The 19,625-nt window shown below is 75.8% G+C and carries 15 protein-coding genes and 1 riboswitch; of the genes, 2 read left to right on the plus strand and 13 right to left on the minus strand.

Annotation, left to right across the window (positions count from 1 at the left end):
- Positions 1–202: 202 nt before the first annotated feature.
- A riboswitch (cobalamin riboswitch) is annotated at positions 203–381 on the minus strand.
- Positions 382–601: 220 nt separating this feature from the next.
- From ACVUH9_RS17330 to ACVUH9_RS17355, 6 genes are read right to left on the minus strand one after another with little or no spacing between them, the layout of a single operon-like run.
- Positions 602–1,321, minus strand: a complete 720-nt coding sequence (locus tag ACVUH9_RS17330) for an aspartate/glutamate racemase family protein (RefSeq protein ID WP_475759140.1) — start codon at positions 1,319–1,321, stop codon at positions 602–604.
- Between the two features lie 3 nt (positions 1,322–1,324).
- Positions 1,325–2,698, minus strand: a complete 1,374-nt coding sequence (gene hydA, locus ACVUH9_RS17335; RefSeq protein WP_475759142.1) for a dihydropyrimidinase — start codon at positions 2,696–2,698, stop codon at positions 1,325–1,327.
- Positions 2,698–3,831, minus strand: a complete 1,134-nt coding sequence (locus tag ACVUH9_RS17340) for a diaminopropionate ammonia-lyase (protein WP_475759144.1) — start codon at positions 3,829–3,831, stop codon at positions 2,698–2,700. Before ACVUH9_RS17340 ends, hydA begins: the two co-directional genes overlap by 1 nt.
- Positions 3,828–5,042, minus strand: a complete 1,215-nt coding sequence (locus tag ACVUH9_RS17345) for a YgeY family selenium metabolism-linked hydrolase (RefSeq protein ID WP_475759146.1) — start codon at positions 5,040–5,042, stop codon at positions 3,828–3,830. The genes ACVUH9_RS17340 and ACVUH9_RS17345 overlap by 4 nt, the downstream gene beginning before the upstream one ends.
- Entirely contained in the window at positions 5,039–6,646 is a 1,608-nt protein-coding gene (locus ACVUH9_RS17350) for an N-acyl-D-amino-acid deacylase family protein (protein WP_475759148.1), read from the minus strand. Before ACVUH9_RS17350 ends, ACVUH9_RS17345 begins: the two co-directional genes overlap by 4 nt.
- Complete coding sequence (locus ACVUH9_RS17355) at positions 6,636–8,177, minus strand: NCS1 family nucleobase:cation symporter-1 (RefSeq protein ID WP_475759150.1); 1,542 nt, start codon at positions 8,175–8,177, stop codon at positions 6,636–6,638. Before ACVUH9_RS17355 ends, ACVUH9_RS17350 begins: the two co-directional genes overlap by 11 nt.
- 134 nt (positions 8,178–8,311) lie before the next feature.
- Here ACVUH9_RS17355 and ACVUH9_RS17360 point away from each other — a divergent pair, with 134 nt between their 5' ends.
- Positions 8,312–9,103 carry a GntR family transcriptional regulator gene (locus ACVUH9_RS17360; RefSeq protein WP_475759152.1) on the plus strand — a complete coding sequence of 264 codons (792 nt, stop codon included), beginning with the start codon at positions 8,312–8,314 and terminating at the stop codon, positions 9,101–9,103.
- Positions 9,104–9,196: 93 nt separating this feature from the next.
- Here ACVUH9_RS17360 and ACVUH9_RS17365 read toward each other — a convergent pair whose 3' ends face one another.
- A complete protein-coding gene (locus ACVUH9_RS17365) occupies positions 9,197–10,663 on the minus strand; it encodes a pyridoxal phosphate-dependent decarboxylase family protein (RefSeq protein ID WP_475759153.1) in 1,467 nt (488 codons plus the stop codon).
- 282 nt (positions 10,664–10,945) lie between these two features.
- Here ACVUH9_RS17365 and ACVUH9_RS17370 point away from each other — a divergent pair, with 282 nt between their 5' ends.
- Positions 10,946–11,491 (plus strand): thermonuclease family protein, encoded by a 546-nt coding sequence (locus ACVUH9_RS17370; RefSeq protein WP_475759242.1) that lies wholly within the window; start codon positions 10,946–10,948, stop codon positions 11,489–11,491.
- Between the two features lie 40 nt (positions 11,492–11,531).
- Here ACVUH9_RS17370 and ACVUH9_RS17375 read toward each other — a convergent pair whose 3' ends face one another.
- From ACVUH9_RS17375 to ACVUH9_RS17400, 6 genes are all read right to left on the minus strand, one after another.
- The gene (locus ACVUH9_RS17375; protein ID WP_475759155.1) at positions 11,532–12,167 is read right to left on the minus strand and encodes an ECF transporter S component; all 636 of its coding nucleotides are present in this window, start codon (positions 12,165–12,167) and stop codon (positions 11,532–11,534) included.
- Positions 12,164–14,239: an ABC transporter ATP-binding protein gene (locus ACVUH9_RS17380; protein ID WP_475759157.1), complete on the minus strand. Its 2,076-nt coding sequence runs from the start codon at positions 14,237–14,239 to the stop codon at positions 12,164–12,166. Before ACVUH9_RS17380 ends, ACVUH9_RS17375 begins: the two co-directional genes overlap by 4 nt.
- A complete protein-coding gene (locus tag ACVUH9_RS17385) occupies positions 14,236–15,270 on the minus strand; it encodes an energy-coupling factor transporter transmembrane component T (protein WP_475759159.1) in 1,035 nt (344 codons plus the stop codon). The genes ACVUH9_RS17380 and ACVUH9_RS17385 overlap by 4 nt, the downstream gene beginning before the upstream one ends.
- The gene (locus tag ACVUH9_RS17390) at positions 15,267–16,181 is read right to left on the minus strand and encodes a DUF4430 domain-containing protein (protein WP_475759161.1); all 915 of its coding nucleotides are present in this window, start codon (positions 16,179–16,181) and stop codon (positions 15,267–15,269) included. The genes ACVUH9_RS17385 and ACVUH9_RS17390 overlap by 4 nt, the downstream gene beginning before the upstream one ends.
- Complete coding sequence (locus ACVUH9_RS17395) at positions 16,178–17,914, minus strand: prenyltransferase/squalene oxidase repeat-containing protein (protein WP_475759163.1); 1,737 nt, start codon at positions 17,912–17,914, stop codon at positions 16,178–16,180. The genes ACVUH9_RS17390 and ACVUH9_RS17395 overlap by 4 nt, the downstream gene beginning before the upstream one ends.
- Positions 17,915–17,983: 69 nt before the next feature.
- Entirely contained in the window at positions 17,984–19,603 is a 1,620-nt protein-coding gene (locus tag ACVUH9_RS17400; protein ID WP_475759165.1) for a hypothetical protein, read from the minus strand.
- Positions 19,604–19,625: the final 22 nt, after the last annotated feature.

Genomic DNA, 19,625 nt, shown 5'->3' on the forward strand with positions numbered 1-19,625 from the left:
CGTCCCTTCTCGAATCGATGAACGGGCATCCGTTCGCGAGAGGACGTCGGAACGCCGGGCAGCGAGGCCAGGGGCGTCCGTCGGGGACGACGGGCGGCGTGAGCCGCGCGGATCTGGGTGCATGTCGGGTTCCTGTCTTCCAGGCGACGAGCACGCACCCCTCCCGAAGGAGCAGCGGAGCCGGCCGTCCAGGATCGCGAGACGGATAACGGTCCCCTGACCGGGTGTTCGGGCTCGGGTTCGGCCTTCCGGATCTCCTTCCCAGGCCCAAGTTCCAGGCCCAGTGGATGCACGATCCAGTCGTCCCCCATACCGCTGCGCGTCAGCCCCGGATTCACACCGGAGTTCCCCGCGTTCAGGAGTTCGGGAAACCTATACCGTCGCGGCCGTTCCCACCACTAATCGGCAAGAACTGGCTTGGAAGCTGGCGGTTTCGGCCGGGGCGGGCCCGCCGAGCGCGCTCCGCGATGCGTTTGCCACCTCCACGGTGGGCAATCGACAGCGCTCCGGCCGCCGGCCGCCACGCGCTGCCGCCCGTCACCCCGCGGCCCACGCACGACGGCGGGCGACCCCGACCCCGACCCCGCCCCGGCGCCGCCGCTCAGCGGGCCGGACGCGGCTGCGACGGCTTCGGGTCGGGCGCCCGAAAGGCCGCCGCGCGGCTGGTCGTCAGGCCGGCGTGGACCAGCCCCTCGAGCAGCGTGACCGCAGCGGCCACGCCGTCGATCACCGGCACCCCGACCCGCGCCGCGACCCGCTCGTCGAGGCCCGCCATCCCCGCGCAGCCGAGGCAGATCGCCTCCGCGTGGTCCTCGTCGATCGCACGCCGGGCGGCGGCCACGATCGCGTCCTCGGTCGCGAGCGGATCCTGCTCCAGCGCGAGCACCGCGAGGCCCGTGGTGCGGACCGACGCGCAGCGCGCCTCGAGCCCGTGCCGCCGAACGGTGTCCTCCATCAGCGGGTGGGCGCGGTCGAGCGCGGCGACGACCGAGAACCGACGGGCGAGCGGCAGCGTCGTCAGCATCGCCGCCTCCGCGATCCCGACCACCGGCACCGGCGAGATCTCGCGCGCCGCCTCCAGCCCCGGGTCGCCGAAGCAGGCGATGATCACGCCGTCGTGGCCCGCGACGTGGTCCGCGATCGCCTCGACCGTGGCGACGGCCGCGACCGCCTCCTCGGCGTGGCTCTCGATCGAGGCCGGCCCCCACGGCGCGGTCAGCGCCGTGATCGCGGTTCCCGGCCGGGCCCGCGCCCGCGCGACCCCGCGGATCGCGTCGGTCATCGCGGTGGTCGTGTTCGGGTTCACCACCAGCAGCCGCACCGCTCAGTCCTCGACCACGTCGCGGCGGAGGTAGCGGCCGCGGCCGGGGCGCGAGACGACCACGCCGTCGCGGACGACGACGTCCCCGCGCGACAGCACCGTGCGCGGCGCGCCCCGCAACGTCCAGCCCTCGAAGGGGTCGTAGTCGGACGCCGAGTGGTGGGTCGCGGCCGAGATCGTCTGCTCCCGCTCGGGGTCGAAGACGACCAGGTCGGCGTCCGCCCCGGGCGCGATCTCGCCCTTGCGCGGGGCCAGCCCGAACCGCCGGGCGGGGTTGGTCGAGGTCGTCGCGACGAGCTCGCCGAGCGTCATCCGGCCCCGGCGGACGCCGCGGTCGTAGAGCACCGACAGCCGGTGCTCGATCGTCGGCAGGCCGTTGGGCATCTTCGAGAAGTCACCCAGCCCCATCGCCTTCTGCTCCAGGGTGAACGGGCAGTGGTCGGTCGAGCAGCTCTCGAGCGCGCCCTGCCGCAGCGCCTGCCACAGGACCTGCTGGTCGTGCTCGGTGCGCAGCGGCGGCGAGCAGACGAACTGCGCGCCCTCGAAGCCGGGCCGCGCCAGCTCCTCGTCGGTCAGGACGAGGTACTGGACGCAGGTCTCGGCGTGGACCGGCTCGCCGCGGTCGCGCGCGGCCTGGATCTCGCGGACCGCGCCCTCGCAGGTCACGTGGACGACGAACAGCGGCCGTCCCGCCCAACGCGCGAGCCGGATCGCGCGGGCGGTCGCCTCGGCCTCGAGGTCGGGCGGACGGGTGATCCCGTGGTACTTCGGGGCGGTGTTGCCCGCGGCCAGCGCCTCGCGCACGTAGACGTCGATCGCGTCGCCGTTCTCGGCGTGGACCTGGAGCATCCCGCCGGTCTCGCCCGTCCGCCGCAGGACCCGCAGCAGCTGGTCGTCGTCGACCATGAACGCGCCCTTGAAGGCCATGAAGACCTTGAAGGTCGAGACGCCCTCGTCGACCGCCTGCTGCATCTCGCGGATCGCCTCGGGGTTGGCGTCGCTGATCGAGAGGTGGAAGCCGTAGTCGATGTGGGCGCGCCCGGCGGCCTTCTCGTGCCAGGCCTCGAGCCCGCGCAGCAGGCTGCCGTCGGTCTGCATCGCGAAGTCGACGATCGTCGTCGTCCCGCCGGCCGCCGCGGCCGCGGTCCCGCTCTCGAAGTCGTCGCAGGTGACCGTCCCCGAGGTCGGCATCGAGAGGTGGGTGTGGTTGTCGATCAGGCCCGGCAGCACCAGGCAGCCGGCGGCCTCGATCGTGGCGTCGACCGACGCCTCCAGGTCGAGCCCGACCTGGAGGATCCGCTCGCCGTCGATCAGGACGTCCGCCCGTCGGGCCCCGGCGGTCGTGACGACCTCGCCCCCGCGCACGAGGGTGCGCATCAGGCGCCCACGGCCGTCGCCTCGACGCCGACGATCTCCGCGTAGCCGACCGGATCGGTCGCGCCCTCGGTCGAGATCACGACCAGCGTCTGGTCGGCCTCGAGCCCGAGCTCCGCGCCGAAGACCAGCAGCCCGGCGAGGCCGGCCGCGCCGCTCTCGCCCGAGACGATCCCGTCCTTCGCCAGCAGCCGCATCGCGTCGCGGGCGGCGTCGTCCTCGACCGCGGCGAACCAGTCGATCCCCTGGACCAGCGCCGGCCAGGCGATCAGCGACGGGCTGCCGCAGTTGAGCCCGGCCATGATCGAGTCGTGGGGGCCGGGGACGGTCGCGATCGTGCCGGCCTCGATCGAGGCGATCGCGCAGTCGGCGCGGGTCGGCTCGACCCCGACGATGGTCGCGCCGTGGGGCCGGAAGTACGAGACCACCGCCGAGGCGAACGCGCCGACGCCGATCTGGGCCGTGACGACGTCGACCTGCTCGACGCCGAGCTCGTGCAGCTGCTCGTCGAGCTCCTGGCCGATCGTCGCGTAGCCGTCGATCACCCAGCCGGGGACCTGCTCGTAGCCGGGCCAGGAGGTGTCGGAGATCACCAGGTGGCGCTCGTCGGCGAGCGCAGCCGAGGCGGCGACCGCCTCGTCGTAGCTGCCGGCGACGATCGTGACCCGCGCGCCCTCCTCCTCGATCCCGGCGATCCGGGCGGGGACCATGTCGTCGGGCACCAGGATGTGCGCGGTCAGCCCCAGCAGCTTCGCCATCCGCGCGACGGCGCGGCCGTGGTTGCCGTCGGTCGCCGCGACCAGCTCGAGCGGCAGCCGCGGCGCGAGCGCGGCCCGCAGCTCGTCGAGCCCGGCGACCGTCTCGGGGGCGCGGTCGAGCAGCGCGCAGAGCGCCCGGAACGTCGCCCACGAGGCGCCGAGGATCTTGAACGACGGCATCCCCAGGCGGGCGGACTCGTCCTTCACCAGCAGCCGCCGGACGCCGAGCGCGGCGGCCGCCGCGGGGGCGTCGACGAGCGGGGACGGGGCGTAGTCCGGGAGCGTGCGGTGGAACCGCAGCGAGTCGTTGCCGGTCGCGGACGCCGCCAGCGGCGACGCGGTGGTGTTGCGGTGCAGCCGTGCCTGGCCCATGCTCATGCCTCCTCGTTGACGTCGAGCGCGAGCAGCGCGTCGACGATCGTCGCGTATCCCTGGGCGCCGGTCCGCAGGTCGGCGAGCTCGATCTGCTCGTCGACGCGGTGCGCCTGGCCCTCGTCGCCCGGCCCGTACCCGATCGTGGGCAGGCCGAGCTGTCCCGCGCTACCGCTGCCGTTGGTGCAGAACGACCAGTGGCTCAGCTCGGCGCCCAGCTCCGCCGCGCGCAGGCCGGCGAGCGCCGCCTGCACGATCGACGCGTCGGGGGACAGCTCCCAGGCGGGCGCGAAGTTCGGGGTCTCCATCGCGGCGCCGGTGTAGGTCTCGTAGCGGTCGATCGCGATCGAGGCCGTGCCGCGGGTGCCGTAGGCGGCGCAGGCGGCGTCGATCGCGGCCTGGATCGGACCGAGCACGTCGGCCTCGCTCTCGCCCGGCAGGGTCCGCCGGTCGAACGTCGCCAGGCAGCGGTCGGGCACGACCGAGAGGCCCGGGTAGGGACGGCTGATCACGTCGGTCAGGACGAGGATCCCGTCGCCGAGCAGGTCGTGGTGGGGCAGCGGCAGCTCGCGGCAGGCACGGATCACGTCGGCCATCACCTCGGCCGCGTTGATCCCGAGGTCGGGACGCGCCGAGTGGGTCGGGCGGCCCTCGACGTCGACCAGGATCTCGGCCCGGCCGCGCTGGGCGACCGACAGCCGCAGGCCGGTCGCCTCGCAGATCACGACCCGGTCGGGGCGGACGCGCTCGAGCACGGGGATCAGCGGCGGGCCCTCGGCCAGCTCCTCGGCGATCGAGGCGGAGATCACGACCCGGCCGCGCTCGAGGCTGCCGCGGAGCGCGGCGGCGCCGATGATCGACGCGGCCAGCGGGCCTTTCATGTCCATCGCGCCGCGGCCGTAGAGGCGGCCGTCGGCGATCTCGCCCTGCGGGTTGCGGGTCCAGACGCCCGGGTCGGTCACGCCGACGGTGTCCATGTGCGAGTCGAGCAGGACGCAGGGGCCGGGGCCAGCGTCGAGGGTGCCGGTGACGTTGCCGAGCGGATCGACCTCGACCTCGAAGTCCAGCGCCTCGAGCGCCTCGCGGACGACGGCGGCGACGGCGCCCTCCTGGCCGGACGGGCTCGCCTCGCGCACCAGGCGCAGGGCGAGGTCGGCGACGGCCTCGCCGTCGATCGCGTCCAGGTCAGGGGTGGGGGTGGTGCGGGGGTGACTCACTGGGGGCTCCGGTCGGAGTTCTGGGGACGAGGGGTGCGGACGACGCCGCCGGGTCGGGCGCCGGTCGTGGCGCCGTCGCGGACGACGGTCTCGCCGGCGATCAGCACCCGTTCGACGCCAGGTGGCGTGCGGCAGGGGTCGTCGTAGGTCGCGATGTCGACGTAGGTCTCCGGGTCGAGCAGCACGAGGTCGGCGCGGAGGCCCTCGCGGATCCGGCCGCGGTCGTGGAGGCCGACCCGGTCGGCGGCGCGCGAGGAGAGCCGGGCGACGGCGTCCTCGACGCTGATCAGCCCGTCGCGGAGGGCGTAGCGGCCGAGCACGCGGGCGGCGGTCCCGTACAGCCGCGGGTGCGGTCGGGTGCCGTAGATGCCGTCCGAGCCGACCAGCCCGAGCCGGTGCGAGAAGAGCGCGCGGACGGTCTCCTCGGTCGCGTAGTGGTCGACCATCGCGACGTCGAGCCGGGTGTCGCGGAGCAGGTCGAGCGCGGCCACCATCGGGTGCCGGCCGCCCTCCTCGGCGACCTCGGCGAGGGTCCGGCCGATCGCCTCGCGGCCGGCGGGGCCAGCGTGCGCGATCACGATCTGCTCGGGCCCGCAGGCGGAGTAGAGGTTCTCCCAGCCGGGCAGGCCGTCGACCGCGTCGCGGACGATCCGCGCACGGGTGTCGGCGTCGTGGAGCCGCGCGAGCACCCGCTCGCCGCCGCCCTCCAGCGCCCAGGCCGGCAGCAGCGCGGTCAGGACCGTGCTGCCGGCGCCGTAGGGGTACTGGTCGAAGCTCAGGTCGACCTCCTCCGAGGCGCGGTCGAGCAGCGCCAACAGCGGCTCGACCAGCTCGGCGTGGCCAACCAGCTTGAGGTGCGAGAGGTGCAGCGGGGCGCCGGTCCGGCGGGCGATCCCGACGAACTCCTCGATCGCCTCGAGCACACCGCCGGCCTCGTTGCGGACGTGCGGCACCAGCGGCGCGCCGAAGCGGGCGGCCTCCTCGGAGATCGCCTCCAGCTCGTCGGTCGCCGCGTACAGCCCGGGCAGGTAGATCATCCCGAACGAGAGCGTGCGGGCCCCCGCCTCGAGGCAGGCCCGGGTCGCGTCGCGCATCCGCCGCAGCTCACCGGCGTCGGGCGCACGATCGTCGCTGCCGATCACGTAGTCGCGGATCGCGCCGTGGCCGGCCGAGGGGACCAGCGTCGTCGCCGGACCGGTCTCGGCCAGCGCCGCCAGGTACTCGTCGAAGCTCGACCAGCTCCACTGCCCGGGACCGCGGCCCTCGAGCCCGACGAGGTACATCCGGCGGTCGTCACGGCGGGCCGGGTCGACCGGGGCCGGCGCGAGCCCGTCCGGATGCAGCAGCTCGGTGGTGAAGCCCTGGGCGACCTTCGGCTCCAGCGCCGGCCGCTCGAACGGCTCGAGCGCCGAGTGGGCGTGCATGTCGACGAAGCCGGGGCAGAGCAGCCTGCCGCGGCCGTCGATCGCCTCGCCGGCGTGCTCGGCCGGAAGCCCGTCGCCGACCGCGACGATCAGGCCGTCGCGGACGGCGACGTCGGTCGTCCGTCGCGGTCCCTCGCCGTCGGCGACGACGGCTCCGGTGATCAGCAGGTCAGCGTCCATCGGTCCCCTCCATGAGGAATTCGGCTTCGGTGCCGGTGTCGCCGGCGGGTCGGAACTCGAGCGGCAGCTCGCCGCGCCGGCGCTTGATCGCGAAGACCGCGGCCAGGTGCAGGACGAAGCCGAGGCCGACGCCGACGAACCAGGCGTAGTCGTAGCTCCAGGCGATCGGGTCGACCAGCTGGCCGAGCAGGCAGAAGACGCTGACCACCGCGAGCACGCCGAGGCTGACCAGGTTGAAGCCGCCCTGGGCCCAGTAGCGGTCGTGGCGCCGGTAGAGCGCGCCGACGTCGATCCGGCGCTTGCGCACGACGTAGAAGTCGGCGAGCATGATCCCGGTCGCCGGCCCGATGATCGCGCCGACGTTGTTGAGGACCCGGAACAGCGTGTCGGGATCCTCCATCAGCTTCCACGGCATGTAGACGAAGCCGAGCACGATCGCGAGGCTGGCCGCGCGCTTGAAGGTGAAGACCCGCGGCAGCAGGTTGGTGATGTCGTAGGCCGGGGAGACGAGGTTGGCCGCGACGTTGACCGAGAGCGTCGCGACGGCGATCAGCAGCGCCCCGACGATCGTGAAGGCCGGGATGTCGATCGCGATCAGGACGTCGGCCGGGTTCCAGATCAGCTTGCCGGTCGCCGCCTGGGTGCCGGAGACGATGATCGCCGCCATCAGGTAGAAGACGACCGTCGCCAGCGGCAGCCCGATCACGGTCCCCCGGACCTGCGCCCGGTTGGAGCGCGCGAACCGCGTCAGGTCGGGCAGGTTGAGGACCATCGTCGCCCAGCTGGCGGAGACGAACAGCGCGACGCCGGGCAGGAACCCGTGGAGCAGGAAGTTGCCGGTGCTCTCGTAGCGCGAGGACTCGGTGAAGACCGGGCCGAGGCCGTCCATCTGGCCGACCGCCCAGATCAGCGCCGGCACCATCACCACGAAGACCGCGGGGCCGGCCCAGCTCTCGAACCGGCGGATCGTCTCCATCCCGTGGCGGATCACCACGAAGTTGACGGCCCAGTAGAGGATCATCGCGACCCAGAGGTTGGCCGCGACCCCGCCGATCACGCTGTCGAAGTTGCGCCAGCTCTCGAAGACGGTGACCAGCAGCGCGTTGATCGCGGTCGCCCCGAGGTAGCTCTGGACGCCGAACCAGCCGATCGCGACGATCCCGCGGGTGACGGCGGGGACGTTGGCGCCGAAGGTCCCGAAGGTCGTGCGGGCCCAGACGGCGTAGGGGATCCCGTAGCGGGCGCCGACCCGGCCGGTCAGGACCATGAAGCCGAGCTGGACGAGGTTGGCGATCAGGACGACGAACAGCGCCTGCCAGGCCGACATGCCGCCGGCGATCATCCCGCCGAGGACGGCGAAGCCGAAGGCGCTGTGGACCATCCCCATCCAGAGCGCGGCGTAGTGCCAGGCGGACCACGTGCGCTGCGACGGGGGCGTCGGCGCGAGGTCGCCGTTGCTCAGGCCGTCGTCGACGTCCCCGAGTGAGCGGGCCGCCAGATCTGGCGGTTCCGCGGTTGCGGTGCTGCTCATCGTCTCTCTCTCGTCCGGGTGATGGCCGGTGCCGGAAGGTCGTTCGGCACCGTGCGGCGCCAGACTCTCAACTTGTAGGACAAATGTCAACTGCTAGCTATCGAATGTCGTTCGTTGACTGGTAAGGTCTGGTCGTGAGCAGTGAGCCGACCACCGGGCGGCGGACCGTCCCGCCCCCGCCGAAGCGCCGCACCCGCCGGTCGCTCGGCGACGAGATCCGCGACGCCGTCTACGCCGACTTCATCGCCACCGGGGCCACCCCGGCCGGCGACCGGCTGCCGACCGAAGCCGAGCTGTGCGACCGCTACGGGGTCTCCCGCGTGACCGTTCGGGCCGCCCTCCGCAGTCTCCAGGAGTCGGGCCTGATCGTGATCCGGCAGGGCCACGGCTCGACCGTCCTCCCCCAGTCCGACACGATCGCCTCCGGCCTCGACCGGCTCTGCTCGTTCGAGACCTTCGCCCGCGACTCCGGCCGCGCGGTGACCAGCGCCGAGCTCGACATCTCCGAGGTCGAGGTGACCGGCGAGGCCGCCAGCCGGCTGAAGGTCGAGCCCGGCAGCCGCGCGATGCTGGTCCAGCGGATCAAGCTCTACGGCGGCGCGCCGGTCGGCTGGATCGTCGACTACGTGCCGGTCGACGTGCTCAGCCCGTCGGCGCTGCTGCGCGAGTTCGACGGCTCGGTCCTCGACGTCCTGCTCGGGCACGAGGAGCTCGAGGTCGAGTACTCCGACTGCGACGTCGTCCCGGTCGTGCTCGACCGCGAGATGGCGCGGCGGCTCGACGCCAAGCCCGGTGCCGCCGCGCTCTACCTCGACGAGCAGACCTGCACCCGCAACGGGCGGGTCGTCAACTGGAGCCAGGCCTGGCTGCTCCCCGAGCACCTGCGCTTCTGCCTCCGGCGACGGAAGCAGTACGCGAGCGCCTGAGCGGGTCGCGGGAGGCCGCCCCGGTCGCCGGCCACGCCGCGTGTCGATCGCCGGGTCGCCCGCGATCGGCCGGTGCCGGCGGCGCTCGCCCGATCAGGCCTCGGCCGCGCCGGCCTCCGCCACCAGCCGCACCAGCGACCGCACGTCGTCGGGCGTCGCGGCCGGGTTCAGCAGCGTCAGCTTCAGCCAGCGCTGGCCGGGCCCCTCGCCCGGGGTCTCGGTCCGGCCGATGACCGCGCGGCCCTCGTGCAGCAGCCGGCGGCGGACCCGCGCGCAACGCTCGTCGCGGGCGACCGGGTCGGGCTCAACCGGGCGGAAGAGCACCGTCGTCAGCGTCGGCGGGCCGTGCAGCTCGAGCGTCGGCTCGGCGGCGACCGCCTCGGCCGCGACCGCCGCCAGCGCGTGGCAGTGCTCGACCAGCGCCGCGATCCCCTCGCGGCCGAGCGCCCGCATCGTCACCAGCAGCTTGAACGCGTCCGGCCGCCGGGTCGTGCGCAGCGAGCGCCCGAGCCGGTCCTCGTAGCCGGCCTCGTCGTCGTCGACGGTGTTGAGGTAGGCGACCTGGAGGTCGATCGGGGCCATCCGCGCGCGCTCGCGGAGCAGCAGCATCCCGGCGGCGACCGGCTGCCAGCCGAGCTTGTGGAGGTCGAGCGAGACGCTGTCGGCGCGTTCGATCCCGCTGAGCAGCGGCGCCAGCCGCGGGGAGAAGAGCGTCCCGCCGCCGTAGGCCGCGTCGACGTGCAGCCAGGCGCCGTGACGGGTGACGACGTCGGCGATCGCCGGCAGCGGGTCGATCGCGCCGAGGTCGGTGGTGCCGGCGGTCGCGACGACGACCCAGTCGCGGTCGGCCTCGTCGGCGAGCAGCGCCTCCAGCGCCGGGACGCGCATCCGCCCGTCGTCGTCGATCGGCACCGCCCGGACCGCGTCGTCGTCGAGGCCGAGGACCTGCGCCGCCCGTCCGACCGAGAAGTGCGCGAGCGTCGAGCAGGCGATCCGTATCGGCCCGCTGGCGGCCTCGCGGGCGAGCAGCAGCGCGGTCAGGGTCGAGGCGGTCCCGCCGGTCGTCATCGTGCCGCCGGCCTCGGCCGGGTCGAAGCCGGCCAGCTCGGCCAGGGCCGCGATCACGCGATCCTCGGCCGCGGCCGACGAGGGCCCCTGGTCCCAGGAGTCGAGCGAGGGGTTGAGCACAGCCGCGGCGAGGTCGGCGGCGACGGCGACCGCCAGCGGCGGGCAGTGCAGGTGGGCGGCGCAGAACGGATCGGCGGGATCGGTGTGGCCGGCGGCCAGCAGCTCGACCAGCTCGGCGAGCGCCTGCTGCCCGCCCCGGCCCCGCTGCGGCAGGGCCCCGGAGGCCTCGGCCGGGCCGTCGTCGAGCAACGCGTCGAGCGCGCGGCGCGGACCGTCGGGGGCCCCGGCCGGCGTCGGGCCGCCGCGTCGTCGTCCCCCCGCGGCGAGCGCGTCGAGCGTCGTCGCCACCAGCGGCCGCAGCGCGTCGTGGTCGGCGGCGAGCGGCGGCGCGCCCTCGGTCGCGGCGGCGGGGGAGCGATCGGGGCGGGTCACACCGGCATGATGGCGCGATCACCGAGCGCCGGGATCGCGGGGGCGTCGGGCGGGTCGGGTCGCCCGGGCCGTCGGCTGGGTCGGGACGGTCGGGACGGTCGGGACGGTCGGCTGGGTTCGGCGCGTGCTCCACGTTCAGTAGGGCCACCCTAACTCGACCGGAGCGCGAAGCGACCGGCCCAATCGCGACCATTCCCCGGTGCTTCTCCGCGGTGCGATCCCCCTCCGACCCCCGATGAGCGGCGCCGAACCAGCCGCGCCGGCCGGGCGGCCGTCGTGAGCATGCGCCGACTCGTCGCCGGAGCCTTGGCCGCGCTCGGCCTGCTGGTCGCGGTCCTCACGGTGCTCGCCGGGGGCGACGGCGACCCGGACGCCGGGGCCGGATCGGTGGGTGGCGAGAGCGGACGGGTCGTCCGAGTCGTCGACGGCGACACGATCCGCGTCCGGCTCGACGGCCAGGACGAGCGGATCCGGCTGGCCCTGATCGACGCGCCCGAGAGCACCGCCCTCCGCTACGGCCACGCCGAGCCGTGCGGCGCCGAGGCGAGCCGCCGGCTGCGGCAGCTGGTCGCCAACCGCCGCGTCAGCCTGACCCGCCCCTCGAGCCAGGACCGCGACCGCTACGGCCGGATGCTGCGCGAGGTCCACGCCGGCGGCCGGAGCGTCGACGAGCAGCTGGTCGTCGAGGGCTGGGCCCGCCCGTACCGGGTCCCCGCGCGCGGCGGGGGCGCAGCGGCCAACCGCCGGATCACGGCCGCAGCCGACGACGCCCGCCGCCACCGCCGGGGCGTCTGGGCCCACTGCGGCGGCTTCGACGAGCGGCGCTGAGCGGCGGCGCGGCCGCCCGCGCCCGCCCGCGCCCCGATCCTCACGGACGCACGGGCAGCTCCTCCGGGGCCACGAACCGGCCCTCGCGCCGCGCCTGCGTCCGCCGCAGCGACAGCAGCAGCGCCGGGCCGAAGGCGAGCGCGAAGACGACGTTGCCGATCGCGTGGGCGGCGTCGAACGGGGCCGCGGTCGCGGCGACCGCGAGCAGCGTGTCCCCGCCCGCGCCGGCGGTGAAGGTCAGCCAGGTCGAGACGTTCATGATCAGGCCGAACAGCAGCCCGGCGACGAGGCACCCCGCCGCCAGCCGCCAGCGACCGAGCCGCTGCCGGAAGACGACCCCGAGGCCGGCGCCGAGCAGGCCGCAGCAGCCCCAGGCGAGCATCTGCCACGGCGTCCACGGGCCCTGGCCGAAGATGATGTTCGAGGCCAGCGCCGCGACCGCCCCGACCGCGAAGCCCGGCGCCGCCCCGAGCGCGACCCCGGCGAGCACGATGATGTCGGTCGTCGGCGTGACGTTGGGGATCGGCGCGAACACCAGCCGCCCGATCGCCGCCAGCGCCGCCAGGGTCCCGACCAGCGCGACCGTCCGCGCCGAGGGCCGCGTCCGCTCGTACCACCAGAGGCTCGCGAGCAGCGCGGCGACGACGATCGCGAGGCTGGAGAGGCCCCAGGTCATCGGTCGCCCCCGGGAACCTCGGTGTCGGCCACGCCACGCGCCGCGTCAGGGGTCGCGGCGTTCGGAGCCGCAGTGTTCGGGGCCGTGGCGTTCGGGATCGCGGCGTTCGTCCGTGGCCCGCGACCGGCGGCGGCCTGGTCGCCCGGGGACGCCGGCCCGGCCTCCGCCGCCGCGAGCTCCCGCAGCCAGGTCCCGCCCCGCTCGGGGGTGACGATCCCGGGCCGGCCGAGGATCCGCGCGGTCTGGGTCGCGAAGTACCAGCCGCCGCCGAGCAGCTCGGCCGGGGGCCCGTCGGCGATCAGGCGGCCAGCCGCGAGCAGCACGACCCGGTCGGCGAAGCTCGCCGCGAACTCGACGTCATGGGTCGCCACGACCACGCCAGCGCCGCCGTCCGCCAGCCGTCCCAGCTCCTCGAGCAGGGCGGAGCGGGCGGCGGCGTCCATCCCCCGGGTCGGCTCGTCGAGGCCGAGTCCGACCGGCGGCTCGCTGCCCCCGAGCACAACCGCCAACGCCAACCGCTGGCGCTCGCCGCCGGAGAGGTCGCGCGGGTGACGGTCGACCAGCGCCGCCAGCCCGACCAGCGCCAGCGCGTGGGCAGGGGCCTCGTCGCCGACCCGGTCGTGGAGCAGCACGTCGCCGGGGTGCTGCGGCAGCAGCCCGAACCGTCCGGCCCCGCTGACCCGCCCGCGGGTCGGGGCGTCGAGTCCGGCGAGCACCCGCAGCAGCGACGACTTGCCCGCGCCGTTGCGGCCCATCAGCGCGATCCGCTCGCCGCGGGCGACGCGCAGATCGATCCCGCGCAGGACGCTCGGGCCGTCGAGGATCTCGCGCCAGACCGCGTGCGCGGCGACGGCGGGACCAGGGGCATCGGTGGGCGCCGCGGGACGGCCCCGGCGACCGAACCAGCCGCGGGAACGGGCGGGGGCAGCCGGGTCGTGATCGTCCGAGGCGGGACCCTCCAAGCCACGACCGACCGGGACCGGGACCATCCCGTCTCCCGCGACTGGATCGATCGCCTCCTTCCGGACCGCCACCTCCGTCGTCCCGGACGTCGCCCCGGGATCCGTCCTCGTGCTCACGGTCGTCCCGACCGGACGCCCATCGGCGGCCAGGCCGGTCCCCGCCGCTCCGTCCCCCACGCGGCTCCCGTCCTCCGGCCCGCCCGCGTCCTCCTGCACGCTCCTGTCCTCCGGCACGCTCCTGTCCTCCGGCACGCCCGCGTCCTCCAGCGCGATCCGCGCGTCCTTGACCCCGACCGGCAGCGGCGTCCGGCCCGCCGCCCGGAACAGGCGCGCGGCCGGCGGCAGCAGGCCCGGCGAGGCCTCGGCCGCCCAGGCCAGGAACGCCGACGGCGGCGCGTCGCAGACGATCCGCCCGCGGTCGAGCGCGATCACCCGGTCGGCGTGGTGCAGGCAGCGGTCGAGTCGGTGCTCGGCCAGCACCACCGCGCAGCCGTGCTCCTCGTTCAGCCGTCGCAGCAGCCAGACCAGCTCGTCACCGGCGACCGGATCCAGCTGCGAGGTCGGCTCGTCGAGCAGGAACAGGCGCACGCCACTGCCCGACGGCGATCCCGCCCCCGCGCCGCCCGCGACCAGCGCCGCGCCGAGCGCGACCCGCTGCAGCTCGCCGCCCGAGAGCTCGTGGGTGCCACGGTCGAGCAGGGCCTCGATCCCGAGCGCCAACGCCGCCTCCTCGACGGCCAGCGCGACCGCCGCCGGCGCCCGCCCGCGCAGCTCCAGCGGCAGCGCCAACTCGGCCCGCACGGTGTTGAGCACGACCTGGGTCTCGGGGTCCTGGAGCACGGTCCCGACGACCTCGGCCAGCGCGCCCGGATCGTGGTCGCGGGTGTCGCGCCCGGCGACCCGCACGTGTCCGGCGAGGGTCCCGCCCTGCTGGTGCGGCGCGAGCCCGCAGGCCGCGCGCAGCAGCGTCGACTTGCCCGAGCCGGAGGATCCGGCCAGCACGACGAACTCGCCGGGCGCGACCGCGAGCGAGACCCCGTCCAGGGCCCGCACCGTCGTGCCCGGGTGCAGGTAGCTGACGTCGTCGAAGGTCAGGACGGGGGCGCTCATCGGCCGGTCCCCCGCCGCAGCGTCAGCGGCAGCAGGGCGACCAGCGGGACCGCCGCGGCCAGCGCGAGCGCGAGCGGGCCGGTCGGGACCTCGACCAGCGGGTCGGTGACGATCGTCCCGGCCCCGGTCACGAGGCCGACGGCGGCGATCGCGAGCAGTCCGAGCGCCGCGGCCAGGATCGCCTGGTCCGGCCGCGACCACGCCGTCCGGAGCCGGCGGACCCGGCGCCGCGGGAGGCCGTGGCCGCGCAGCTCGAGGGTCGCGCCGAGGTCGCTGGCCCGTTCGAGCACCGAGCCGGTCACCGCCCGCAGCACCAGCAGACGCGAGCCCGTGGTGCCGTGGGCGCCCGGGACCCCGGGCGGGCGGCAGCGGCGGGCGTCGGCCATCCGCTGGCCGTCGCGGGCGAGCACCGGGACGATCCGCAGTGCCAGCGCCGAGGTCAGCGCGCCCGACGGCCACCAGCGCCGCGCCGCCATCAGCAGCCCGTCGGGGTCGACCGCGGCCGCGGCGAGGATCCCGCAGAGGATCACCGTCACCAGCCGCAGCGCGAGGATCGCCGCCGACGTCAGGGCCTCGGCGGTGACGTCGAGCTGCCCGAACGGCGGCAGCTCGCCGAGCCGCAGCAGCACCGTCAGGCCGTGGCGGTTGATCAGGGCGTTGATCACGATCAGGACGACGGCCATCGGCAGCGCCAGCAGCAGCGCGCGGCGCTGGGCCGGGAGCGCCCCGACGCGGGCACCGGCGGCGACGACCGCGGCCAGCACCATCGCCAGCACGATCGGGTTCGAGGCCGCCAGCGCGAGCACGCCGAGCGCGGCGCAGTAGGCGGCGCCGACAGCGGGCCGGGCCGCGTGGAGGGCGGTCGCCCGCCGCCGGTAGGCGATCGCCGCCAGCCCGACCAGCGGCCGCGCGCGGGGAGCCAGCGGCGCGTCGTCCGAACGCCGACGACGGCCGAGCCGCGTCCGCCCCCGCGGGGCCGACGGGCGCGGACGGGACGCGCGAGCGTCCTCCCACTGGCGGCTCTCGATCACCGCGTCTCCGGCAGCCCGCTCGGACGGTCGCCGCGGAGCAGGACGGCGAAGCGGCCGGCCAGCGTCGACGCGCGCAGGACGGTGGCGGCGCGGGCGGCGTCGGCCTCGGTCGCTCCGGTCACGACCCAGGTCGGCGGCTCGCTGGTCTTGCGGGTGGCGGCGATCAGACCCCAGCCGCTGCGGACGGCGGGGCCGGCCGCGCCCTGACGGTCGAGCGGCGTGATCCCCGCCTTCGACGGCCGCCCGAAGACGCCGGAGACCTTCGGGCCCGCCTCGATCCGGCGCGCGAGCGGGTCGCGGCGGACGGTCGCCCAGGGCCCGACCAGCAGCCGCAGCGCCTGCGGCTTGGCGTCGGTCCGCCAGCCGACCGAGCGGGCGGTCACCCCGACCTCGCCGAGCCGCGCGACCGTCGTCCGGCAGGCCGCCCCGGACGGCGTCGCGCAGACGACCTCGACCGACTGCCGGCGGCCGTCGGTGCCGTGCAGGAACGGGGCCGGGAACGAGCCGGCGACCGCCATCACCCGCGCGACCCGCCAGTTCTCGCGGTCCCACCAGATCCGGTCGCCGTCGGCGAGCCGGACGGCGGCGGCCCCGCGGTCGGACTGGACGCCGTTGCGGAAGTACAGCCAGTCGTGGGCGTTGCCGTCGCGGTCCTCGCCGCTCGCGAGCCCGTCGATCGACTCGACGAAGCCGCCGCCGGCCCCGGTCTCGACGTCGGCGTTGCGCTGAAGCAGCCGCATCACGGTGTCGTCGCCCTCGACCTTCGGGGCGTCGCGGTCGAGGATCGTCCGGCTCCCGAAGCCATCGCTGACCCGCAGCTGGACGTCGCTCGTCGCCTCCCCGGCGCCGACCCCGCAGCCGGCCAGGACCGTCGCCGCCAGCGGCAGCGCGGCCAGCGCGAGCCGCTTCACAGCACGACCCTCGTCCGGCGGCGCTCGACGCCCGCCCCCACCAACACGCACAACAGGAACATCGTTCCGACTCCGATCGTTGCCCACGGGGGCGTGGTGCCGCCCGCCTTCGCCGAGCGCAGTCCCGGCGCGATCGCCTGCTGCTGCTCGGTCCCCTCGGTCCCGCGCGGCTGCTGGACCACCTGCCCCGCGACCTCGCCGTCGGGCCGCGGCCCGGGCGTCGGGGCCCGACGCCGCTCGCCATTCTGCACGCCGCCGTCGCTGCCCACCCCGCTGGCCGCCGCCGTTCCGGTCGCGCCGCGGTCGCCGCGGGTTCCCCGCTGCCGCTGCTGGCGCCGCTGGGTGTCGCGGACGCCGCCCGTCGTCGCCCCCTGGCTCTGGGGCTGGGGACGGCTGAAGAGGTCGGCACCGCGCCCGCCGCCGCCGGCCTGGGTCGCCCCGCCGCCGGAGGCGAGCTCGCCCGCCTGCCCGCGCGCCGACTCCTCGCGGACCGCCACACGCGTCTGACGCTCGCGCTTCCGGCGGGCGTCGCGGCGAGCCTCCTCGCGCACGACCGCGGCCCGCGGCGGCGCCGGGACCGGCCACGGATGGCCGGCGAAGGCCGGAGCCGAGTAGGCGGTCATCCAGGTCGGGTTGAGGTCGCGGGTCTGCCGCCAGCGGATGCTGCCCTCGCGGCGCTGGAGCGACGCCAGGAAGCCCAACGGGTCGACGCCGCCGGGCCGCTTCCAACGCCGCGGGTCCTCGCCCGCCGACCACAGCGCCTGGACGACCCAGGGGGTGGTGCCGGAGTTCGACTCGCCCCGACGCTCGCCGGGCATGTCGCCGGACATCCAGCCGCCGTCGGCCTGTTGGTTGCTCCGCAGCCAGCGCAGCGCCGTCCGCACGGCGGTGCCCCCGCAGCGGCGCGCAGCGCAGAGCGCCTGGACGGCCGCGCCGGTCATGTCGGTGTTGCTGCCGTCGCCGGGCCGGACGGCGGGCCAGGTGCCGTCGGGGCGCTGCATCGCCTCGATCGCCGCGGCCGCCCGCGCGATCGGGCGGGCCAGCGCCGGATCGCCGACGCCGGCGAGGAAGAAGACGGCGAAGATCGTGTCGTTGACCCCGGGCGCGCGGCCCCCGGCGACGTGCGGGAACCAGCCGGCCGGGACGACCCGCGGCGCGACGGCCCGGTTGCCCATGCCGCCGTTGGCCGCGCCCGGCCCAACCGGCGGCATCCCGTCCCCGGCCCCGCTCGCCGACGCGCCGGCCGGGCCCGTCGCCGGGTCCCAGGCGGTGGTCTGCTGGCGGGCGAGCAGCAGCTTCACGTAGTTGCGGCCGCCGAAGCTGCGGGGGTTCAGCCCGGCGGCGTTGACGAACATCCCGATCCGCTCGAACTCGGTCGTGACCGGCTCCTGGCCCGCTCGACGGGCGGGGCCGTGGTGCTCGAGGTAGGTGGCGACGCTGCGGCCCTTGTCGCCCGGGGGCTTCTGGTCCTGCGGGTTGATCCCGGCCGCGGCCAGGCCGATCCCGACCCAGGCGCTGATCATCGGGTCGGACGCGGCCCCGGGCGAGCCGCCGTAGCCGCCGTCGTCGTTCTGCGTGTCCTGAAGAAAGCGGACGAGGTCGTCGAGTCGCCCCTGGTTGCGGCGGTCGAGCTGCGGACCGTCCCGCTTCGCCGCCGCCCGCGGGGCCGCGTCGGCGGCCGTCGGCACGGGGGCGAGCGGGCCGCCGACGAGCACGCCCAGGCTCAGCGTCACCACCGCGACGACGGCCCGCCCACCGGCCCCCCGCTGCCCGCCCGCCACCCGCACCGTCGGTCGCCGGACTCAGGGCCGGACGGCGACGCCGTCGACCCGCACGCTGCCCGAGAGCACCTTGACCCGAACCGTGCCCGAGCGCTGCTGCCGCCGGCCGCTGACGATCCGCGTCCGGCCGTCCTCGCTGCCGCGGATCGTCAGCCGCTGCGGCTTGCCGCTGGCGCCGCGCAGCTCGATCCGCGCGTTCTTGCGGTCGCTCCGCACGACCAGCGTCGGCCGGCCCGCGGGCAGGCGCGTGCTGAGGGTCGCGCCGCGGCCCATCCGGGTCACGGTCAGCCGCCAGGCGAGCCCGTCCCGCTCCCGCGCGATCCGGCCGCCGAAGCGGACCTGACGGACGCGATCGTCGGTCGGCACGACGACCGACCCGAGCGTCTTGGTGACCGTGGCCCCGTCGGCGGCGAACCGGATCCGCAGGTCGGAGCTGCCGCCGACGGGCAGGTCGAGCAGGGTCGAGAGCTCGCCGGCGCCGCGGGCGGCGAGCTTCCAGCGGGCGCGCCTCTGGCCGGCCGCTCGCGACTCGATCCGCCACGAGCCGATCGCGCCGGAGGCGACCGTCCAGCGGACGCCGATCAGCGCGGTCGGGTTGCCGTCGGTGGTGATCCGCAGACCGCTGACGACGGCCTTGCCGACCCGGAAGTCCGTGAGCGCGCCCTGCTGCTTCGACGTGACCGTCGAGCCGCTGCCGACCGGGGTCGGCTTCGGCTGCGGGACGGGCGACGGCGGCGGGGTCCTCGGCGGGTTGAGCGCGTCGGGACCACAGCCCGCGCCGGGGCTCGGCTCGACGCAGACGTCGAGCCGGTTGGAGCGGACGAAGCGATCGGCGTCGGCCTTGATCCGGTAGATCCCCGGCGTCGACCAGCTCAGCGTGGTGCGGCCGTCGGCGTCGGTCGTCTTCGTCGACGGGTCGCCGCGGAGGACGGTCTGGACGCCGTTCGCCGCGGTCGCGACCGGCGCGACCAGCACGTTCGGGGCCGGCTTGCGGGCGCCGGCCGCGCCGATGTCGCCGGTCGGCTCGTTCTGGATCGCGCGGACCGGGAACGGCTGATCGACCCCGACGGTGAACTGCTGCTGGGTCGGCGCCGTCGACGGGCCGCCCTCGACGTCGGCGGTCGGCTCGCCGATCCCGGCCGGCCCGTCGAGCCGCAGCAGCGGCCGCATGCTGAACGCGTCGTAGACCCAGAACGCCAGGTCGCCCGGGTTCATCCGGTACTGGCAGCCGCCGACCGAGGTGTAGATCCCGTTGACGAGGATCCCCCACGAGGCGCCGATCCCGAGGTCCTCCCGGTCCGGCCCGAAGCGGGTCAGGTAGTAGTCGTCGAAGCCGTCGTACCAGAGCGCGTCGAAGTCGAAGCCGGCCAGCCGCATCGCGTCGTCGGCGGCCGCGGTCGGCGTCGGCCCCGGGGTCGGGTGGGCGCCGTTGTTGGTCCCGTCGCACCGGCGCGGGGTGCGGTCCGAGGACGCCTTCAGCGCGTGGCCGGCGGTCAGGATCGGCCCCTCGAAGAGGGTCGTGGCCCGGCCTTCGATCCGGACGCGCTGCTCGGCTGGTGCCGCGGTGGACGAACTGGGCAGCCCGAGGGCCGCGATCGTGATCGTGGCGGCAGCGAGCCACCACGTGCGTGAGCGCTTCATGTGTCCTCCCCCTGTTCCCGAG

The sequence above is a fragment of the Patulibacter ginsengiterrae genome, from assembly GCF_056269115.1.

Bases quoted from the DNA above. Each gene is read 5' to 3' on its own strand.
- ACVUH9_RS17400 (WP_475759165.1), bottom strand. From the start codon at position 19,603: ATGAAGCGCTCACGCACGTGGTGGCTCGCTGCCGCCACGATCACGATC.
- ACVUH9_RS17350 (WP_475759148.1), bottom strand. From the start codon at position 6,646: ATGGACGCTGACCTGCTGATCACCGGAGCCGTCGTCGCCGACGGCGAG.
- ACVUH9_RS17375 (WP_475759155.1), bottom strand. From the start codon at position 12,167: ATGACCTGGGGCCTCTCCAGCCTCGCGATCGTCGTCGCCGCGCTGCTC.
- hydA (WP_475759142.1), bottom strand. From the start codon at position 2,698: ATGCGCACCCTCGTGCGCGGGGGCGAGGTCGTCACGACCGCCGGGGCC.
- ACVUH9_RS17355 (WP_475759150.1), bottom strand. From the start codon at position 8,177: ATGAGCAGCACCGCAACCGCGGAACCGCCAGATCTGGCGGCCCGCTCA.
- ACVUH9_RS17380 (WP_475759157.1), bottom strand. From the start codon at position 14,239: ATGAGCGCCCCCGTCCTGACCTTCGACGACGTCAGCTACCTGCACCCG.
- ACVUH9_RS17370 (WP_475759242.1), top strand. From the start codon at position 10,946: ATGCGCCGACTCGTCGCCGGAGCCTTGGCCGCGCTCGGCCTGCTGGTC.
- ACVUH9_RS17340 (WP_475759144.1), bottom strand. From the start codon at position 3,831: ATGAGCATGGGCCAGGCACGGCTGCACCGCAACACCACCGCGTCGCCG.